Source organism: Comamonas sp. NyZ500, assembly GCF_016772095.1.
In the GTDB taxonomy this organism is placed as follows: domain Bacteria; phylum Pseudomonadota; class Gammaproteobacteria; order Burkholderiales; family Burkholderiaceae_C; genus Comamonas; species Comamonas thiooxydans.
In genome coordinates this window covers 349,850-370,124 of sequence record NZ_JAEIJE010000004.1, presented here as the reverse complement: position 1 = coordinate 370,124, position 20,275 = coordinate 349,850, and the positions used below count along the sequence as shown (strand labels likewise).

The following is a 20,275-nucleotide window of genomic DNA, read 5'->3' as shown; positions in this document are numbered from 1 at the left end:
TCCTGGCACTGTCGCATCTCTTATTCATTCTTCAGTCAGTACGCATGAGAAATTTTCGTTTCCCCACACGCATCACCCTGTCGCTTGTGGCATTGGGGTGTGGCTTGTTACTGGGGGCTTGCAGCGAAGGCAATGAGACGCCCGCAAGCAAGGAAGTTGGCAAGGTGGACAAGACCACTGCCGCTCCCGCCTTGAGTGCTGTGGCACAGGTTGGGGAAAAACTGTTTTTTGATAAGGCCCTGTCGGCCTCTGGCGCGATGTCATGTGCAAGCTGCCATGACCCGGCGCATGCGTATGGCCCACCCAATGCCTTGGCGGTACAGCTTGGCGGAGCCCATCTGGACAAGCCGGGTCTGCGTGCCGTGCCTTCGCTGCGTTACAAACTGGTCACGCCGGCATATTCAAACGAGCTGTTTGACCCCGATGGAACGGAGCCCCCCGGCCCTGGCGGCGGTTTCAGCTGGGATGGGCGGGCCAACACGCTGGCTGAGCAGGCTGCGCAGCCTTTGCTCAGCGATTTCGAGATGGGCAATATCTCGCGTGAAGCCGTGGTGGAAAAGGTTCGCGCAGCCAGTTATGCGCCACTGTTCCTCGAAGTCTTCGGCAGCCGGGCTTTTGAAGATGGTGTGAAGGCCTTTGCCGGTATTACGCAGGCTTTGGAAGCCTTTCAGAAGGAGGATCCGGATTTCAGGCCGTACTCCAGCAAGTTCGATGCTTATGTCATGCGTGGCAAGGGCACGCTGACGGTGCCGGAGCAGCGGGGCAAGGCCGTGTTCTACGATCCGCGCCGAGGCAATTGCGCATCCTGCCATATTCCGGATCTGAATCAGTTCACCGACCAGATGTATGCCGCTATTGGTGTGCCGCGCAATCCCGCCATCTTGGCCAATGCGGCAGACAAGTTCTATGACCTGGGACTGTGCGGGCCGCTGCGCGAGGATATGAAGCCGGAGCGTTCTTTGTGCGGCATGTTCAAGACGCCCACGCTGCGCAATGTGGCAACGCGCAGCGTGTTTTTCCATAACGGAGTCATGACGTCGCTGGAGCAGGTCATCCGCTTCTACAACACGCGCGATACAAATCCCGAGATCTGGTATCCAACGAAAGGCGGGAAGCCACAGACGAAGCCTTCTTCGGACTTCCCAACGTATGGGTTGATTACCACGCAGTACGCGGGAGGCAAGGTACAGAAGTTCAATGATCTGCCCACGGCCTACCTGGAAAATATTGACCCGCAAATGCCACTGGATGGGCGCGCTGCAGCGTCAAAGCCGCCTATGAGCGAACAGGACATTGCCGATTTGATCTGTTTTCTCAAGACGCTGACAGATGGCTTTGATGAGGCTGCGGACAAGAAACAGCCTGCCTCGGGGGCTTGTGTGAATTGAAGGCAGTGATGGAAATAAAAAAAGGAGCGTCTGCCACGCTCCTTTTTGAAGTGAGTCCGGAGCCGAGACTCCGGATTCTTGCTTAGTGGCCGGATGCGCCTGCCGCACCCAGACCGGTTTCCGAGCGCACTTGCTGCGCAGGGAACACGGCGCGCTCCTTGGCAGCCTGAGCGCTCTTGTCGAGCACGGAGAACAGCCACACGCCGAAGAAGCCGATCGCCATGGAGAACAGTGCAGGCGAGGCGTAGGGGAACCAGGCCGAGCCGGCCGGGTTGCCCAAGGTGCCTTCCCATACCGAGGGCGAGACGATGGTCAGACCCACGGAGGAGACCAGGCCCATGAAGCCGCCGATGACGGCGCCCTTGGTGGTGCAGTCTTTCCACAGCACGGACAGCAGCAGCGGCGGGAAGTTGGCGGAAGCCGCCACGGCAAAGGCCAGCGAGACCATGAAGGCGATGTTCTGCTTCTCGAACACAATGCCCAGCAGCACGGCCACAAAGCCCAGGCACAGCGTGGTGATGCGCGAGACCTTGAGTTCGGAGGCGCTGTCGGCCTTGCCCTTCTTGATGACGGTGGCGTAGAGGTCGTGCGAGACGGCCGAGGCGCCGGACAGGGTCAGACCTGCGACCACGGCGAGAATCGTGGCAAAGGCCACGGCCGAGATGAAGCCGTAGAACACATCGCCGCCCACGGTCTTGGCCACCAGCACGGCCGCCATATTGGCCGTGCCTGCGCCGCCGTGGATCACGCCCTTGGCCGTGTCCGCCATTTCGGGGTTGGTGAGCACCAGGGTGATGGCGCCGAAGCCGATGATGAAGATCAGCACATAGAAGTAGCCGATCCAGGTCGTGGCCCAGAACACGCTCTTGCGTGCTTCCTTGGCGTCAGGCACGGTGAAGAAGCGCATCAGGATGTGGGGCAGGCCCAGGGTGCCGAACATCAGCGCCATGCCGAAGCTGATGGCGGAGATCGGGTCCTTGATGAAGCCGCCCGGACCCATGATGGCCAGACCGAGCTTTTCTGCCACGGATGGCTCTGCGCCGCCATTTGCGGCGATCTGGGTGCGAACCTTCACACCTTCGGCAAACAGTGCCTCGGGGCTGAAGCCGTACTTGGCCAGCACCATGAAGCCCATGAAGGTCACGCCGGCCAGCAGCAGGCAGGCCTTGATGATCTGCACCCAGGTGGTGGCCGTCATGCCGCCGAACAGCACATAGATCATCATCAGGCCGCCGACCAGCACCACGGCAATCCAGTAGTCCAGACCGAACAGCAGCTTGATCAGCTGGCCTGCGCCCACCATCTGGGCAATCAGATAGAAGGCCACCACGACCAGCGTGCCGCAGGAGGCAAAAATCCGGAAGGGCTTTTGCTCGAAACGGTAGCCGGCCACGTCGGCAAAAGTGAAGCGGCCCAGATTGCGCAGGCGTTCCGCCAGCAGAAAAGTCAGAATCGGCCAGCCGACCAGAAAGCCGATGGAGTAGATCAGGCCGTCATAGCCGCTGGCCATGACGGAGGCCGAGATGCCCAGGAAGGAGGCGGCGGACATATAGTCGCCCGCAATCGCCAGACCGTTCTGAAAGCCGGTGATGCCGCCGCCTGCGGTATAGAAATCGGACGCCGACTTGGTGCGGCCCGCCGCCCATTTGGTGATCCACAGGGTTGCCACCACAAAGGCGGTGAACATGATGATGGCCGTCCAGTTGGTGGCCTGCTTGGCGGCGTTGCCGACGTCGCCGCCGGCAGCCAGCACGGGAGCTGTCGCGACCAGCGCCGCAGCGCCCGCCAGCCATTGGGAAGAGATGCGCTGCTTCATTGCTTGATGCCTTTGAGAATGTCGCGGGTGAGCTGATCAAACTCGTTGTTGGCGCGGCGCACATAGAGGCCGGTAATGATCACGGAAAAAATGATGACGCCCATGCCGATGGGAATGCCCAACGTGGTCACTCCAGCGCCTATGGGTCGAGCCAGGAATTCCTTGTCGAATGCGATCAGCGCGACATAGCCGTAGTACACGATCAGCATCAGGACGGTCAGCGCCAGGCCGAGGCGATTGCGCTTGCGGCGCAGCTGCTGGTAGGCGGGGTTGCTTTGGATTGTCTCTATCACCGGGTCTCGCACAGCGTTGTCTCCTTTGAAGTTTTCCAGCCTGCCATCAGGTGCTCGGTGGCTTGCTTGCGATGCATTCTGAGAAGCCCGTCTGACCGTCTCCTTACTTACGATATCGGTGTTTGCCCCTGGTTTTTCACATCAAAAAAAAACCAATCCGGGTAAGTGCGGAGAGGGTCGGGTAATGCCCAGTCTTGAATTTTTGAGAAGCATTTTTTTGTAAGTTAGCGGTCAGTTGTCGCTTTGATATTGGGCAAACAGGTGAGTTGGCAGCGCCTGAAATTCCAAAACCTAGGAGACAAACATGGCCATCAATGCGACAGCACATATGGGAGGTAAATCGGCCCCAAGGCCGATGAGCCCGGAAGAGCGCAAAGTCATCTTTGCGTCTTCCCTCGGAACCGTTTTCGAGTGGTACGACTTCTATCTGTACGGATCTCTGGCAGCCATCATCGCCAAGCAGTTCTTCAGCGGTCTGGATGCAGGATCGGCCTTTATCTTCGCGTTGCTGGCCTTTGCGGCAGGCTTCATCGTGCGCCCCTTCGGCGCGCTGGTGTTCGGCCGTCTGGGCGACATGATCGGGCGCAAGTACACCTTCCTGGTGACGATTCTGATCATGGGCCTGTCCACCTTCATCGTCGGCATCTTGCCCAACTACGCCAGCATTGGCGTGGCTGCTCCCGTCATCCTGATCGCGCTGCGCATGCTGCAAGGTCTGGCCCTGGGTGGTGAGTACGGCGGCGCTGCCACCTATGTGGCCGAGCATGCACCGCACGGCAAGCGCGGTGCCTACACCTCGTGGATCCAGACAACGGCAACGCTGGGCCTGTTCCTGTCGCTGCTGGTGATCCTGGGCGTGCGCACCATGATGGGCGAAGAAGCGTTTGCCGACTGGGGTTGGCGCATTCCCTTCCTGGTGTCCATCCTGCTGCTGGCCATCTCGGTCTGGATTCGCATGACGCTGTCCGAGTCTCCTGCCTTCCAGAAGATGAAGGCCGAGGGCAAGGTCTCCAAGGCTCCGCTGAAGGAGTCCTTCGGGCAGTGGAAGAACCTGAAGATCGTGATTCTGGCCCTGGTTGGTCTGACCGCCGGCCAGGCTGTGGTCTGGTATACCGGCCAGTTCTATGCGCTGTTCTTTTTGACGCAGCAGCTCAAGGTCGATGCCGTGACGGCCAATCTGATGATTGCCGCCGCACTGCTGATCGGCACGCCTTTCTTTGTGATCTTCGGCACGCTGTCCGACAAGATCGGTCGCAAGCCCATCATCATGCTGGGCTGCATTCTGGCCGTGTTGACCTACTTCCCGGTCTTCAAGGCGCTGACCGAAGCCGCCAACCCCGACCTGGCTGCGGCTCAAGCCAAGAACAAGGTGGTCATCGTGGCCGATCCTGCGGAGTGCTCCTTCCAGTTCAACCCCACAGGCACGACCAAGTTCACCAGTTCCTGCGACGTGGCCAAGCAGGTGCTGGCTGCGGGTTCCGTGAGCTATGAAACCGAAGAGGCTGCTGCAGGCACGCAGGCCATGATCCGTATCGGTGCGACCGAGATTCCTTCGTTCTCGCTCAAGGGCCTGAGCCCTGAAGACGCCAAGGCCAAGGACGGTGCGTTCAAGAAGACTGTGGCTGCAGAACTGGCCAAGGATGGCTATCCCACCAAGGCCGACCCCGCCAAGATGAACAAGGTCATGATGGTCGTGATCCTGACCTATCTGGTGCTGCTGGTGACCATGGTCTACGGCCCCATCGCAGCCATGCTGGTGGAGCTGTTCCCGACACGCATCCGCTACACCTCGATGAGCTTGCCCTATCACATCGGCAACGGCTGGTTTGGCGGTCTGCTGCCCACCATGTCCTTCGCCATCGTGGCGCAGACCGGCAATATGTACAACGGTCTCTGGTACCCCATCATCATCGCTGGTGTGACGGCCGTGATCGGCACGCTGTTCGTGCCCGAAACCAAGGATCGCGACATCTACGCCGAAGACTGATGCCAGGCGCTGATGCTGCAATTTATGCAGCATCGCATCAAAGACCTGCAAGGCTTGTGCTTTGCAGGTCTTTTTTGTTTGCCTCAGCACTAGTGGGTTACAGCAGTGTGGCAACAAAGCATCATTGCGTTACTTTTTTGCGATGGAAATCATGCTTTTGAGAGGGGCCAACCTAGAATCACACCTAGCCGCGAGAGGGCCAACAACCTACAAGCCAATGCGGTGCAAAAAACACTATCCCAGGACATAGGAGCACTGAATGACCAAGATGACTCGCATCGCACTGGCCGCACTGGCTGTGATGGGCGCAACCACCGCAATGGCACAGAGCAGCGTGACGCTGTACGGCCGTATCAACACCACAGTCGAACGCCAGAAGGTGGGCGATGAGTCGGTGTCCGGCCTGTACAACAATGCTTCCCGCTGGGGCATTCGCGGTACCGAAGATCTGGGTGGCGGCCTGAAGGCTGGCTTCACCCTGGAGTCCGGCTTCAACTCCGACACCGGTACCGGTTCCGCCTGGACCCACCCCACCTCCGGCATGTCCTTTGCGCGTCAGAGCGAAGTGAACCTGTCCGGCGGCTTCGGCATGATCCGTCTGGGCAACTTCGTCCCCGAGTCCTACTACGCAACTGCTGACTACATCAGCATGCACAACCACGACACCGGTTCTTCTTCCGATGCGCTGTACTACGATCCCGTCTGGTTCGGCGGTCTGAGCACCAAGAACAAGATCGGCTATCGCACCCCCAACATGGGCGGCCTGACGGTGGATGCCTCCGTGTCTATGCACGAGAAGGACCCCACTGTCGGTCCTCGCAAGAACGGCTACGACCTGGCTGCCAACTACGCCACCGGTCCTCTGCACCTGGGCGCAGGCTTCAGCAAGGTGGGTGACAACTGGCAAGCTGCTCTGCGCGGCCTGTACACATTCGGTCAAGTGACTCTGGGTGCCTACTACCAGCGTAACAAGGACGACAACAAGATCACCGCCACTGGCGCTGGTTCGCGCAACAACTTCCGTCTGTCGGCCATGTACACCATGGGCGCTTCGGAATTCCATGCCAACGTGGGTCACGCCAACAAGTGGAGCCATATTGCTGACTCCGCCGCCACTCAGTGGACTCTGGGCTACAACTACAACCTGAGCAAGCGCACCAAGGTGTATGGCTACTACACCAAGGTGAACAACAGCAAGGGTGCGAACTATGTGACCGGTACTGCCGGCGCGGACTTCAGCTCCTTCGCTCTGGGCGTGCGCCACAACTTCTAATTTGTGCACCGCGCAAGCGGTGTCTCCAGCAGCTGCAGCTGATAATGCAGACCATTACTCCAAGTTCATACCCCATGTCGCAAGGCATGGGGTTTTTTCTTATGTGCAGCCTGTCTGGCAGTAAGCCACGCGCAAACTCGCTCAGGCTCAATGGTCGTGCTGACTGGCGTGGCACGAGTAGCTGCACCAGCTGCTTATTCATAACACTCTGGAGACTGATATGTGGAAGCTGGCGATTGGTTTTGTGGTGTTTGCTGCCGTGGCGCTGTTTGTCATCATGAAGGCGGGCGACAAGGTGGATATGAGTGGAGAAAAGCATGGTGCGGATGCGATTCATGCGCCGGCAGAGTCCAAATGAAGGCAGCAGCAATCGATCAAAGTCCCGCCAGCCGGGGCTTTTTTGCGGCGGCCCTGGCTGCACGCTGAAACGGTAATGCACATGCGCACCCAAGGCTCATGCCAGGACTGCCTAGAATGTTTGGCCTCCATAGAAAAGACCGCAGAACATGACGCAGGGCCTGATCCGTATCCGTGGTGCTCGCCAGCACAATCTTCGCAATCTGGACATCGATATCCGTACCGGTGAGCTGACCGTAGTCACCGGCCCCAGCGGCTCGGGCAAGTCCAGTCTGGTGTTCGACACGCTGTACGCCGAAGGTCAGCGCCGCTATGTCGAGACCTTCTCCGCCTATGCGCGCCAGTTCCTCGATCGCATGGACAAGCCGGCCGTTGACAAGGTCGAGGGTGTGCCACCCGCGATTGCCATCGACCAGACCAATCCGGTGCGCAACTCGCGCTCCACCGTGGGCACGATGACGGAGATCAACGATCACCTCAAGCTGCTGTTTGCGCGCGCGGCCCAGTTGTTCGACAGCAGGACGGCCCTGCCGGTGCGCCACGATACGGCGGACAGCATTTATGCCGAACTGGCCCAGCGCTGCGAGGCCGCGGGCGATCCGCGCATTGCCATTACCTTCCCGGTGGAGCTGCCGGCCAATACCTCGGCCGAAGAGGTGGAGCAATGGCTGTCTGCCAGCGGTTTCACCAAGGTGCAGGCCGAGCGCGAAGTGGAGCGCGCTCACCCGGCAGCTGATGAGGTCGCCAAGGGCAAGAAAAAGGCCAAGCCAGCCCCCGAGAAGATCAAGGTGCTGGATGTGATTGCCGACCGCTTTCGCCTCGGTAAGGCCGAGCGGTCCCGCGCCATGGAGGCGATCGAGGTGGGCCTCAAGCGCGGCAGCGGCAGGCTTGCGGTCTATGTGTTGCCTGAAAGCGGTGTTGAGGCGGCCGAGCCCGAGCTGTGGAAGTTCTCGCTGGGTCTGCATTGTCCCGAGAGCAATCTGACCTATCAGGAGCCGATTCCCTCGCTGTTTTCCTTCAACTCCGCGGTGGGCGCCTGCGATGCCTGCCGTGGTTTCGGTCGCGTCATCGGGGTCGATTGGGGACTGGTGATTCCCAATGAAAAGCTCACCTTGCGCACCGGTGTCATCAAGCCGATCCAGACGCCGGCCTGGAAGGAGATTCAGGACGATTTGATGCGCCATTCCGAGGCCGAGGGCATTCCACGCGATACGGCCTGGTCCAAGCTGACCCAGGCGCAGAAGGACTGGGTGATCGAAGGCTCGCCCAACTGGAACGGCAAGTGGAGCCAGACCTGGTATGGCATTCGCCGCTTCTTCGAGTATCTCGAAAGCAAGGCCTACAAGATGCATATCCGGGTGCTGCTGTCCAAGTACCGCAGCTATACCGAATGCCCGACATGCGGAGGTGCGCGTCTCAAGACCGAAAGCCTGCTCTGGCGCATAGGCGGCAAGCAGGCTGCGGATGCCGTGCTGCCGCCCGGTGACGAGAGCGGCAGATACCAGCGCTTCATGCCGCAGGCGGTGGGCTGGAGCCGAGAGCAGCTGGAAAGCCTGCCTGGCCTGTGTCTGCATGACCTGATGCGCCTGCCGATCACGCGCCTGCGTGACTTCTTTGCGCAGCTGGCGCCAGACAACAACGCCGCTAAAAATGATGGTGAAGCCCAGGCATTGAGGATGCTGCATGCAGAAGTCATGACGCGGCTGCAGTATCTGTGCGATGTGGGCATTGGCTATCTCACGCTGGACCGCCAGAGCCGCACGCTGAGCGGCGGCGAGGTGCAGCGTATCAATCTGACCACCGCTTTAGGCACGTCGCTGGTCAACACCTTGTTTGTGCTCGACGAGCCATCGATAGGTCTGCACCCGCGCGATATGGAACGCATCACCGAGGCCATGCAGCGCCTGCGCGATGCGGGCAATACGCTGGTTGTGGTGGAGCATGACCCCGCCGTGATGTTTGCCGCCGACCGCATGATAGACATGGGGCCGGGCCCCGGTGCGCGCGGCGGCCAGATCGTGTTCGACGGCACGCCCGAGGATTTGCGCCAGGCCGATACCCTCACCGGTGCCTATCTGGGCGGGCGCAAGCAGGTGGGTTTCGGGCTCAAGCGCATGGTGACCGAGAGCACGCCGCGCCTGATTCTCGAAGGTGCGCGCGAACACAATCTGCGTGACATCAGCGTGGACTTTCCGCTGCAGCGCCTGGTCACCATCACCGGCGTTTCGGGCTCGGGCAAATCCACGCTGATCCAGGATGTGCTGGTGCCAGCGCTGATGCGTCACTTCGGCAAGCCCACCGATGCGGCGGGCGCGTTCGAGCGCCTGCTGGGTGCGGACCATCTGGCCGATGTGATGTTCGTGGACCAGTCGCCGATCGGCAAGACGGCGCGCTCCAACCCGGTCAGCTATGTGGGCGCCTGGGATGCGATCCGCGAGCTGTTCGCCGTGGCGCCGCTGTCGCGTCAGCGCGGCTACACCGCTGCCAAGTTCAGCTTCAACAGCGGCGACGGCCGCTGCCCGACCTGCGGCGGCTCGGGCTTCGAGCATGTGGAGATGCAGTTCCTCTCGGACGTCTATCTGCGCTGCCCGGACTGCAACGGCACGCGTTATCGTCCCGAAATTCTGGAAGTGAAAATCGAGCGCAACGGCCAGCCGCTGAATGTGGCCGATGTGCTGGAACTCACGGTGGCTGAAGCCGCGCTGCTGTTTGCGCAGGACCGCGACGTGATCCGCGCGCTGCAGCCCATCGTCGATGTGGGTCTGGAATATGTGAAGCTGGGCCAGCCCGTGCCCACGCTGTCGGGCGGCGAGGCCCAGCGCTTGAAACTGGCAGGCTTCCTCGCGGAAGCGGCTCGCGCGCAAAGCAAGTCCAGGCAGTCGCTGGCCAAGAAAGGCACGCTGTTCCTGTTCGACGAGCCCACGACCGGCCTGCATTTCGAAGATATCGCCAAGCTCATGCGCGCATTGCGCAAGCTGCTGGAAGCAGGCCACTCGCTGATCGTCATCGAGCACAATCTGGACGTGATTCGCGCCAGCGACTGGCTGATCGATCTGGGCCCTGAAGGCGGTGATGGCGGCGGTCTGATCGTCGCCGAGGGCACGCCCGAGGAGGTGCGCCATGTGAAGGAGTCGCACACGGCCCAGGCCCTGCGCGAATACGACCTGGCCATGGGCGTGGGCGGCGAGGCGGTGCGCGAAGTCGCTCCCATGCTCTACAAGCCCCAGCGCAAGGCCCAGGCCGAAAAGGCACCGCAGGCCAAGAACGCGATCGAGATCGTCAATGCCAAGGAACACAACCTCAAGTCCCTGAGCGTGGATGTGCCACGCGGCAAGTTCAATGTGGTGACCGGGGTGTCGGGTTCGGGCAAGTCCACGCTGGCTTTCGACATTCTGTTCAACGAAGGCCAGCGCCGCTATCTCGAATCGCTCAATGCCTATGCGCGTTCCATCGTGCAGCCTGCGGGACGTCCCGAGGTCGATGCGGTCTATGGCATACCGCCCACGGTGGCCATCGAGCAGCGCCTGTCGCGCGGCGGTCGCAAGTCCACGGTGGGCACGACCACCGAGGTTTGGCACTTTCTGCGCCTGCTCTATGTGAAGCTGGGCGTGCAGCACTGCATCCACGACGATGCCATCGTGCAGCCGCAGACGGAGGAAAGCATTGCCGCGCAGCTGATGACGAATTTCCGCGGCCAGACCATCGGCCTCTTGAGTCCGCTGGTCGTCAACCGCAAGGGCGTCTATACCGAGCTGGCCGACTGGGCCAGACCCAAGGGCTACACGCATCTGCGCGTGGACGGCGAGTTTCTGCCAACCGCGGGCTTTCCGCGCATAGATCGCTTCAAGGAACACACCATCGAGCTGCCCGTGGCCAGTGTGACGGTGACCGCGGCCAATGAGAAGGAGCTGCGCGGCCATCTGCGCCTGGCACTGGAAATCGGCAAGGGCGTGCTGCATGTGCTGTCCGGCATCGAGAACCTGGCCGACGCCATGCAGGGCGGCCGGAGCACGGCCGGCATCGGCGCGCTGCAGGTGTTCTCCACCCAGCGTGCCTGCCCGATCTGCGCCACCAGCTATGCCGAGCTGGACCCGCGTCTGTTCTCCTACAACAGCAAGCATGGCTGGTGCCCCGATTGCGTGGGTACGGGCGTGAAGCTGACCAAGGACCAGCGCAAGGTCTATGACGACACCTTGCTGGCCGACGACAACCGGGGCCGTGAGGTGAAGTTCGAAGGCCAGGAAGTAGAAGACCTGGCTGAAGTCGTTTGTCCCAAATGCCATGGCACACGTCTGAACCCCGTGGCGCGAGCCGTGAAGTTTCACGACGAGGCGATTACCGATATCGCCCAGCTGTCGGTCAGCGATGTGCGCCACTGGATACAGAGCCTGGAGCTCACGGGCCGCGAAGCCGATATTGCGCGCGACCTGATCCCCGAGATCCAGAGCCGTCTCGAATTCCTGGAAGAAGTCGGTCTCAACTATCTGACGCTGGATCGCGGCGCACCTACCCTGAGCGGGGGCGAGGCCCAGCGCATCCGACTGGCCGCACAGCTGGGCAGCAATCTGCAAGGCGTCTGCTATGTGCTGGACGAACCCACCATCGGCCTGCATGCGCGCGACAACCAGATCCTGCTCAATGCCCTGCACAAGCTCGGCGACAAGGGCAACACGCTGGTGGTAGTGGAGCATGACGAAGACACGATTCGCCGCGCCGACCATGTGATCGATATCGGCCCCAGCGCCGGCATTCGCGGCGGCCGTCTGGTGGCCGAGGGCACGGTGGATGACATCATGGCGGCCAAGGACTCGGTCACGGGGCGCTATCTGCTGCATGCCATGCGCCATCCCTTCAAGCCACGTCTGTGGGTGGGAGAAGGCGAGCCTCCGGTACAGCCAGCTGCTATCAATGCAGAAGCTTCTGACGCTGGTGATATGGAGGTTTCAGATAAAAAGCCATCGAGAACCAAGAAAAAGAAAGCGGTAGCTGCTACTGAAAATGTGGTGCAGCAAGACAGCGACGCCTTGCACTGGTTGGCGGTGCTGGGCGCGAATCTGCACAATCTGCAGAATGTGGACGCGCGCGTTCCGCTCAAGCGCCTGGTGGCCGTGACCGGGGTTTCGGGCTCGGGCAAGTCCACGCTGGCGCGCGATGTGCTGCTGAGCAATGTGGCGGCCTGGGTGCAGCAGCGCTCGACCAAGGCCGGACGCGATGCCATGGATGCCGGCAAGTCGCCGGCGCTCGTGGGCTGCAAGGGACTCAAGGGTTTCGAGACGATTGATCGCGTGCTCGAAGTCGACCAGACGCCGATCGGCAAGACGCCGCGCTCCTGCCCGGCGACCTATATCGGCTTCTGGGACACGATTCGCAAGCTGTTCGCCGAGACCCTGGAGGCCAAGGCCCGCGGCTATGCGGCCGGCCGCTTCTCGTTCAACACGGGCGAAGGCCGTTGCCCGGCCTGCGAAGGCCAGGGCGTGCGCACCATCGAGATGAGTTTTCTACCCGATGTGAAAGTGCCTTGCGAAGTCTGCCACGGTGCACGCTTCAACCCCGAGACGCTGGCCGTGAGCTGGCGCGGCAAGAGCATTGGCGATGTGCTGCAGATGGAGGTCGACGAGGCCGTGGAGTTCTTCGCCTCCATGCCTTCGATTGCCCATCCGCTGCAGTTGCTCAAAGACGTGGGCCTGGGCTATCTGACCCTGGGCCAGCCATCGCCCACGCTGTCGGGCGGCGAGGCCCAGCGAATCAAGCTGGTGACCGAGCTGACCAAGGTGCGCGACGATATCGGCCGGCGCGGACAGAAGGCTCCGCACACGCTGTATGTGCTGGACGAGCCCACCGTGGGCCTGCACATGGCCGACGTGGACAAGCTCATCCATGTGCTGCACCGCCTTGTCGACGGCGGCCACAGCGTGGTGGTCATCGAGCATGACCTCGACGTGATTGCCGAGGCGGACTGGATCATCGATCTGGGCCCCGAGGGCGGCAAGGACGGTGGGCGCATCGTGGCCACGGGAACCCCCGAGGAGCTGGTGAAGATCGGCACCCACACCGGCAAGGCACTGGCGCCGGTGCTGGCGCGGTAAGAGGCGGCGCGCACCATGTTCTTTTCGAGCGGCAATTTTCCTGCACCGGCGGAGCTGGCAGCCTCGCGTGTCGCGTGGATGGCGCAGATCGCGCGCCCATCGCTGCCGCCTGCGGTGCAGGCCTGGATGACCTGGGCGCGTGGCTGGAAGGATGCGCTGCCGTGGTTGCAGCTTCCTGCATGGCGTGAAGGCGCGGGCAACTGGCTCGCGATGCAGCGTGCCACCGATGCGGCAGGGCTGTGGTCTCAGACTGGTGAGTACCGCTTCGGTCTGGACCTCAAGGCCAGCACGCCCGGTGATCTGCGCTGGATCGATGGTGCGGTGGCGGATGGCTGGAGCCCGCACTGGCTGGTGCTGAGCCATGGCCTGGATGGCGACCCGCTGATCGGTGACATGAGTCGGCCCGAAGTGCCTGTGCTGTGGAAGTGGCATGACGAGCCGCACCGCGCGGCCAGGCCATTGTTTGCCTCGCTCGAGGAGTTGATGGCGCATGTGCAGCCCAAGGCAGCCAAAGCGCCACTTGTGCCGCTTGAAACGCGCTCTTCCACCATCTTCTACACCGTGCGCCTGCTGGAGCTGGGGCCCGACCCGGCCAGGGTCATGCTGGCGCTCAGGAAAATCTTCACGACGCTGTCTGTGCAGGAGCTGCTGAAACTCAAGACCCGGCTGCCGCTGACGCTGCTGGACGATAGCGTCAGCGCCTTGCAAAAGGACCGCCTGGTGCAGCATTTCGGGGGGCTGGGCGCGCGCATGGAAGTGAGCGAACGTCGCTTGTAGCGCGCACGCAAAGGCGTGCCGATACGGCGCATGCAGCGCGTCCTTCCACAACACACCTCTCCATCATCACGCATCACCAGTGCCATTTCTGCCAAGGCAGGTGCATGGTGTTCATGGGGTCGCGGCACCGATTTTTGATCGAAAAAAGGCCTCCGTGATGCACGCAGGCCTTGTGGTCCAGCACAGTCCGCTTTACTGGAAGCCCAGCGTGTGCGGCAGCCAGGTGGACAGTGCCGGGATGAAGGTCAGCAGGCACAGCACGACGAAGTGGGCCAGCAGGAACAGCGGCATCTCGCGCGTCAGCTCGGTGATGGACACGCGCGTGGACACGGCCGTCACGAACAGCAGGCCGCCGACCGGCGGCGTGATCATGCCCAGCGTGAGGTTGACGATCACCACCATGGCGAAGTGCGTGGGATCGATGCCCAGGCTGAAGGCGATGGGCGCGAGAATGGGCACCAGAATCATCACGCCGGGCAGCGGCTCCATGAAGATGCCGAAGACCAGCAGCAGAATGTTCACGGCAATCAGGAACATCACGGGCGAGAGCTCCCAGCTCACGATCAGCTCGGACAGGTACTGCGGAATGCCTTCCACCGTGAGCACCCAGGCAAAGGCGGCCGAGGTTGCCATCACCAGCAGCACCGAGGCCGTGAGCATGGCCGAGCGCGCCAGAATGCCGGGCAGGGCCGACCACCTGAGCGTGCGGTAAACCCATTTGCCGCAGACCAGGGCATAGAACACGGCCACGACGGAGGCTTCCGTGGGCGTGAAGATGCCGAAGCGAATGCCAACCACGATGAGCACGATGAGCATCAGCGCGGGGATGGCCTTGAAGCTGGTGCTCCACATCTCGCGGGCCGAGGGGCGCGGCTCGGTGCTGCGGTAGTTGCGCTTCTTGCAGACCCACCAGTTGACGGCCGCCATGGCCAGCGCGATCAGAATGCCGGGAATGAAGCCGGCCATGAACAGGCCGCCCACGGACACGTTCTCATCCTGCAGCGCATAGATGATCATGCTGACCGAGGGCGGAATGATGGGGCCGACGATGGCGGTGCTGGCCGTCAGCGCGGCCGCATAGGGGCGGCTGTAGCCGGCCTTGTCCATCATCTTGACCATCATGGAGCCGGGTCCGGCCGCATCGGCCAGGGCCGAGCCCGAGATGCCCGAGAACATGGTCAGCGACAGCACATTGGCATAGCCCAGGCCGCCGCGCAGATGACCGACGAACTGGGCGGCAAAGCGCAGCAGCACGGCAGTCAGCGCACCGCCCGACATCAGTTCTGCGGCCAGGATGAAGAAGGGCACGGCCATCAGCGGAAAGCTGTCGATGCCCGTGAACATTTCTTTGAAGACGATCAGCTGTGGATAACGTCCGCCGACAAAGACCGCCAGGGCGGCCGAGATGGCCAGCGCAAACGCCACCGGAAAGCCCAGCGTGAGCAGGACGATGATGGCAACAAATAAAGTGATACCCATGATGTTTCAATCGATCAGTGATTCATGGCGCAACGCATAAAACTGGCCTGACCCACGCCAGGGACAGCGAGCAAGGGCCTGTGCCGGCCGCGCCGCCCCGCGGCGAGGCTGTCGTCCCCCTTCCAGGGGGAAGGCGCGCAGCGACTCAGGGGGTGTTTCATATAGACGCTGCGGCATCCGCATCCATTTCATCGGACTCGGCGAAGCTGCCAGCGGTGATGTAGCCGCGTGCGATGAACAGCAGATGGATCAGCATCAGCACAAAGCCCACGGGCATGGCGCCGTAGATATAGGAGATCGGGATGTCCGTGGCCGCCGTGGTCTGAAAGCGCGTGGCGTACACATACTGCGAGGAGGTCACGGTCATCACGGCAAAGAAGACCGCCAGTATGAGCACGACAAAGCCGCGCATGGCCTGTGCCTTGCGGGTGCTCACGCTGCGGTGCAGATTGTCGATGGCCACATGGCCGCCAAAGCGCAGCACCAGGCCTGCGCCCAGGAAAGTGACCCAGATCATCATGTGGCGGGCGACTTCTTCGGCCCAGACGATGGAGTCGCCCGTGGTGTAGCGCAGCACCACATTGGCAAAAACGATGCAGGCCATGGCCAGCAGCAGCAAGATCAGCAGCCAGCGATTGCCGGCCACGAGAATGCGTTCGATACGATCAAGCATAGGAGTGGAGGTGAGCAGGCGCAGCGGCACGGAACGCCGCAGGAGCTGGCTGCATCACAAAGTTGAGAGCTGCTTCATCATCGGCAGGAATTGGCGCAAGTCCATTCGTGCTGACCGCAGCCGGGCAAGGACCTGCCTTGCCCAGGAGGGAGAAAAATGCACGGGCCCGTCTCCGCGGAGGCAGGCCCATGTTGCCGGTTGCTTACTTGACGGCGGTGATGGAGTCCAGCGTCTTCTGGCCGAACTTCTTGGCGTATTCCTTGTACGCGGGCTCCAGCGCGGTGCGGAACGCGTTCTGGTCGACCTTCTCCACGACCTTCATGCCGTTGGCCTTGGCTTCTTCCACGCCCTTCTTCTCCACGTTGTCCACGAAGGCGCGCGAAGCCAGTGCGCCCTTCTTGGCGGCTTCGGTGAAGGCGGTCTTCTGGGCGGCGTTCAGCGAACCCCAGAACGAGGGCGACACGATCAGGGCCATGGGAGCGTAGACGTGCGAGGTCAGGGTCAGGTGCTTTTGCACCTGCCACAGCTTGGCGGACACCAGCACGGAGATGGGGTTCTCCTGGCCGTCGATCGTGCCCTGCTGCAGTGCACCGATGACTTCGGGCCAGGACATGGGGGTGGGCGAGGCACCCAGGGTACGGAAGGCCGTGATGTGCACGGGGTTCTCGGTCACGCGGATCTTCAGGCCCTTGAGGTCGGCCACGCCATTGACGGCATGCTTGTTGTTGCTCAGATGGCGAAAGCCCTGCTCGCCCCAGGCCAGCGCGATCAGACCGCGCTTCTGGAATTTGGCCAGCAGCTCCTGACCGAAGGCACCGTCCATCACGGCACGTGCGTGCTGGGTGTCGCGGAACAGGAAGGGGATGTCCACCACGCCCACATCGGGCACGAAGTTGCTCAGCGCTCCTGTGGAGACGATGGCGGCTTCCACGGTGCCCAGCTGCAGACCTTCGATCAGCTCACGCTCGCCGCCCAGGGCGGAGGCGGGGAACTGCTTGAACTTGTAGGCACCGTTGGTGCCTTTTTCCACGCCTTCGGCCCAGGCGTTGGCGGCAGCGCCGTAATGGGAGTTGACGGCCAGCGCATAGCCGATCTTGACTTCCTTGCCCTGGGCAAATGCAGTGCCTGCGGTCAGGGCGGCTGTTGCTGCCACGGCCGTGGCGACGAAGGTGCGGCGAATCATGCGCATGGTGTTGGTCTCTCAGAAATGTTTTGAAATGAATCAAAAATTGTAGTGAGTGCCAACCGTGGGTTTTTACGCACCCGGGGGTCGTCTTGTACGGGTGGGTGCATCGTGTTTGGCGATGGATGGGCATCAAAAAAGGCCTCTGTGCCGGCAAGCACGGAGGCCTTTGAAAATGAGAGCTGCTTGCGCTTGTTTTCAAACGATTTCAGATTGTTTTGATAGTGAAATCGTTAAGCAAAGAGCGGTTGCAGCTACTATTTTTGCTGAGTCAGCAACTGATCGGCAAGCTGCACAAAGCCGTCGCCGCGCTCGGCCGAGGTCACATGGCGCGGCAGATGCCTGAGCTGGGGCACGAAGCGCGCGATATTGGCCACGCCCACGCTGTGGGGCATATGCTCGAACATCTGCTGGTCGTTGGTCGAGTCGCCGATATACACCCAGCGCGCCAGCGTGGCGTCCAGATCGATGTCGAACAGCTCGCGTGTGATCCAGCGCGCGCCTTCGAGCTTGTTGTGCTCGCCGAACCAGCCGTTGATGTGGATGGAGCTGACGGTGGCGTTCATGCCGGCCGCCTTCATGATGGCCACGCATTCATCGATCTGTGCCTGGGGCATGTTCGTGAATTCGCTGTGGTCCACGGCGATATCGCATTCGCGGCCGGCCGAGTCCGTGGCGCGTCTGGCGCCGGGCACGGTGGCCTCGATCTGCTCCAGCACCTGCTGCATACGGGCAAAGTTGCGGGCGCGCTCGTCGGCGGATTGCTGGTAGAGCTTGTCCAGGCCGCCCTGGGCATTGCGGCGCAGGGCCACGGCACCGTTTTCGGCCACGATGGCGTCCACGGGCCAGGCCGATGCAAAGGGCACGCTCCAGCCCACGGGGCGGCCGGTGATGGGCACGACCTTCAGGCCCGCATCCTTGAGGCGCGCAATCGCGGCCACCACATGCTCGGGCACCACGCCGTCGGTGGTCAGCGTGTCGTCGATATCGGTCAGCACGCCCAGCAGCTTGGCAGGCGTCTGCAGCTCAGACAAAGGACGCAGAAATTCTTGGCTCACAACAAACTCTCTCGATGTTGATCCTCGCCTGAAGCTAGCGCGGTCCAACTCAGAGACATCGAGCAAGAGCCGCCTCGCAGCGAGGATGTCGTCCCCCTCCGGCGAAGCCAGAGAGGGGGAAGGCGCGAAGCGCCTCAGGGGGTGATCACGCTCAATTCGCCGAGCCCAGTGCCAGGCCCGCATGCTCGCGCAGCGGGTGGAAGTGGATCTTGGGGAAACGCTCCTGCGCCAGGCGCACGTCATAGGGGCTGGTGCACAGATAGGCCAGGGTGTCGGCCGCATCATGCGCCAGACGCATGGGGTAGGCGTTCTCGAACTCGCGCAGCTCGGCGGGCGAGTCGGCCGTGATCCAGCGCGCCCCGGTGTACTGGCAGCCTTCCAGGCGCACGTCGCAGTCGTACTCGGTCTTCAGGCGGTGCTGCACCACTTCGAACTGCAGCTGGCCCACGGCGCCCAGCAGCATATTGCCGCCGACATCGGGCTTGAAGACCTGGATCGCGCCTTCCTCGCCCAGTTGCATCAGGCCTTGCTGCAGCTGCTTGGTACGCAGCGGGTTCTTGAGCACCACGGTCATGAACATTTCGGGGGCGAAGAAGGGCAGGCCGGTGAACTGCAGGCTGGGGCCGTCGGTGATGGAGTCGCCCAGCTGCACGCCGCCGTGAATCGTGAAGCCGATGATGTCGCCCGCATAGGCTTCGTCGACGGCCTCGCGGCGCTGGCTCATGAAGGTCACCACGGATGTGGGGCGCAGTTCCTTGCCGGTGCGCTGCACCTTCATCTTCATGCCAGGCGTGTACTTGCCGCTGGCCACGCGCACAAAGGCGATGCGGTCGCGGTGGTTGCTGTCCATATTGGCCTGGACCTTGAAAACCACCCCCGAGAAGCCTTTGTCTTCAGGGCGAATGATCTTTTCTTCGCGTACGCGGTTCACCTCGGTGAAAGCCACGCGTGGGCCGGGCGGAGGCGACATGTCGACCACGGCGTCCAGCACTTCCATCACACCGAAGTTGTTCACACCGGAGCCGAAGAACACGGGGGTCAGCTTGCCTGCCAGGAAGGCCTCATGGTTCCATTCGGCCGAGGCGCCAACGGCCAGTTCCATGGATTCCAGGGCATCGTCGAAAGCCTTGCCAAAGCGCGCGCGCAGCTTGTCGCCTTCGCTGAGAGGGATGACTTCGAAGTCCTTGGGGCCGCGATCGCTGCCGGGGGTGAACACCGTCATGCTCTGCGTGCGCAGATTGATGATGCCGCCGAAGCTCTTGCCCTGGCCCACGGGCCAGGTGATGGGGCAGCAGGGCATGCCCAGCTCGCGCTCGACTTCGTCCATGATGTCCAGCGGGTCGCGCACTTCACGGTCGAACTTGTTGATGAAGGAGATGATGGGCGTGTCGCGCTGGCGGCAGACCTCGATCAGGCGGCGGGTCTGCGATTCCACGCCGTTGGCCGCATCGATCACCATCAGCGCCGAGTCCACGGCCGTCAGCACGCGGTAGGTATCTTCCGAGAAGTCCTTGTGGCCGGGAGTGTCGAGCAGGTTGATCACATGGTCGCGGTAGCTCATCTGCATCACCGACGAGGCCACCGAGATGCCGCGCTGCTTTTCGATTTCCATCCAGTCGGAGGTGGCGTGGCGCGAGGCCTTGCGGCCCTTGACGGCGCCGGCAATCTGGATCGCGCCCGAGAACAGCAGCAGCTTTTCGGTCAGCGTGGTCTTACCCGCGTCCGGGTGGGAAATGATGGCGAACGTACGACGGCGCCGGGTTTCTGGGGCGTATGACACAGTATTGAGAGCTGTAAATACAGCCGGAGAACGCCGGCTGTGACAACAAAAGGTGCGGCGGTCCGTTTGCCGCACCAGGCCCGCACCCATGCAGGGCAGACCTGTGAATAAGTCTTGAGGGCGCT

13 protein-coding genes are annotated in these 20,275 nt (G+C 62.0%); 6 read left to right on the top strand and 7 right to left on the bottom strand.

The features are described 5' to 3' along the window. Window positions 1–44 precede the first annotated feature (44 nt). Entirely contained in the window at window positions 45–1,388 is a 1,344-nt protein-coding gene (locus tag JAO85_RS09520; protein ID WP_202787953.1) for a cytochrome-c peroxidase, read from the top strand. An 82-nt stretch (window positions 1,389–1,470) separates the two neighbouring features. Here the strand turns inward: JAO85_RS09520 and JAO85_RS09515 are convergent, their stop codons facing one another. Together JAO85_RS09515 and JAO85_RS09510 are read right to left on the bottom strand one after the other, a co-directional pair. After that, window positions 1,471–3,204: a cation acetate symporter gene (locus JAO85_RS09515; protein WP_012836910.1), complete on the bottom strand. Its 1,734-nt coding sequence runs from the start codon at window positions 3,202–3,204 to the stop codon at window positions 1,471–1,473. Beyond that, window positions 3,201–3,509: a DUF485 domain-containing protein gene (locus JAO85_RS09510; RefSeq protein ID WP_003061686.1), complete on the bottom strand. Its 309-nt coding sequence runs from the start codon at window positions 3,507–3,509 to the stop codon at window positions 3,201–3,203. The genes JAO85_RS09515 and JAO85_RS09510 overlap by 4 nt, the downstream gene beginning before the upstream one ends. A gap of 292 nt (window positions 3,510–3,801) precedes the next feature. Between JAO85_RS09510 and JAO85_RS09505 the strand changes: the two genes are divergently transcribed. The 5 genes from JAO85_RS09505 (at window position 3,802) to JAO85_RS09485 (ending at window position 13,977) form a co-directional block, all read left to right on the top strand. Further along, window positions 3,802–5,484 carry an MFS transporter gene (locus JAO85_RS09505; RefSeq protein WP_202787952.1) on the top strand — a complete coding sequence of 561 codons (1,683 nt, stop codon included), beginning with the start codon at window positions 3,802–3,804 and terminating at the stop codon, window positions 5,482–5,484. 259 nt (window positions 5,485–5,743) lie between these two features. Further along, window positions 5,744–6,757 carry a porin gene (locus JAO85_RS09500; protein WP_039049475.1) on the top strand — a complete coding sequence of 338 codons (1,014 nt, stop codon included), beginning with the start codon at window positions 5,744–5,746 and terminating at the stop codon, window positions 6,755–6,757. A gap of 220 nt (window positions 6,758–6,977) precedes the next feature. Further along, window positions 6,978–7,115, top strand: a complete 138-nt coding sequence (locus JAO85_RS09495) for a hypothetical protein (protein ID WP_003059044.1) — start codon at window positions 6,978–6,980, stop codon at window positions 7,113–7,115. A 148-nt stretch (window positions 7,116–7,263) separates the two neighbouring features. Next, window positions 7,264–13,200 (top strand): excinuclease ABC subunit UvrA, encoded by a 5,937-nt coding sequence (uvrA, locus tag JAO85_RS09490; protein WP_202787951.1) that lies wholly within the window; start codon window positions 7,264–7,266, stop codon window positions 13,198–13,200. A 15-nt stretch (window positions 13,201–13,215) separates the two neighbouring features. Continuing rightward, window positions 13,216–13,977: a hypothetical protein gene (locus tag JAO85_RS09485; protein WP_202787950.1), complete on the top strand. Its 762-nt coding sequence runs from the start codon at window positions 13,216–13,218 to the stop codon at window positions 13,975–13,977. Window positions 13,978–14,169: 192 nt separating this feature from the next. On the opposite strand, the gene JAO85_RS09480 is transcribed toward JAO85_RS09485, so the two are convergent. From JAO85_RS09480 to JAO85_RS09460, 5 genes are all read right to left on the bottom strand, one after another. Continuing rightward, the gene (locus JAO85_RS09480; protein ID WP_003061695.1) at window positions 14,170–15,456 is read right to left on the bottom strand and encodes a TRAP transporter large permease; all 1,287 of its coding nucleotides are present in this window, start codon (window positions 15,454–15,456) and stop codon (window positions 14,170–14,172) included. Between the two features lie 157 nt (window positions 15,457–15,613). Continuing rightward, on the bottom strand, window positions 15,614–16,129 hold the full coding sequence (locus JAO85_RS09475) for a TRAP transporter small permease (protein ID WP_202787949.1): 516 nt from the start codon (window positions 16,127–16,129) through the stop codon (window positions 15,614–15,616). 202 nt (window positions 16,130–16,331) lie between these two features. Further along, window positions 16,332–17,318, bottom strand: a complete 987-nt coding sequence (locus JAO85_RS09470; protein WP_202787948.1) for a TRAP transporter substrate-binding protein — start codon at window positions 17,316–17,318, stop codon at window positions 16,332–16,334. A gap of 251 nt (window positions 17,319–17,569) precedes the next feature. Further along, entirely contained in the window at window positions 17,570–18,370 is an 801-nt protein-coding gene (locus tag JAO85_RS09465; protein ID WP_012836916.1) for an HAD-IIB family hydrolase, read from the bottom strand. 151 nt (window positions 18,371–18,521) lie between these two features. Beyond that, window positions 18,522–20,150 (bottom strand): peptide chain release factor 3, encoded by a 1,629-nt coding sequence (locus JAO85_RS09460; protein WP_012836917.1) that lies wholly within the window; start codon window positions 20,148–20,150, stop codon window positions 18,522–18,524. Window positions 20,151–20,275 lie beyond the last annotated feature (125 nt).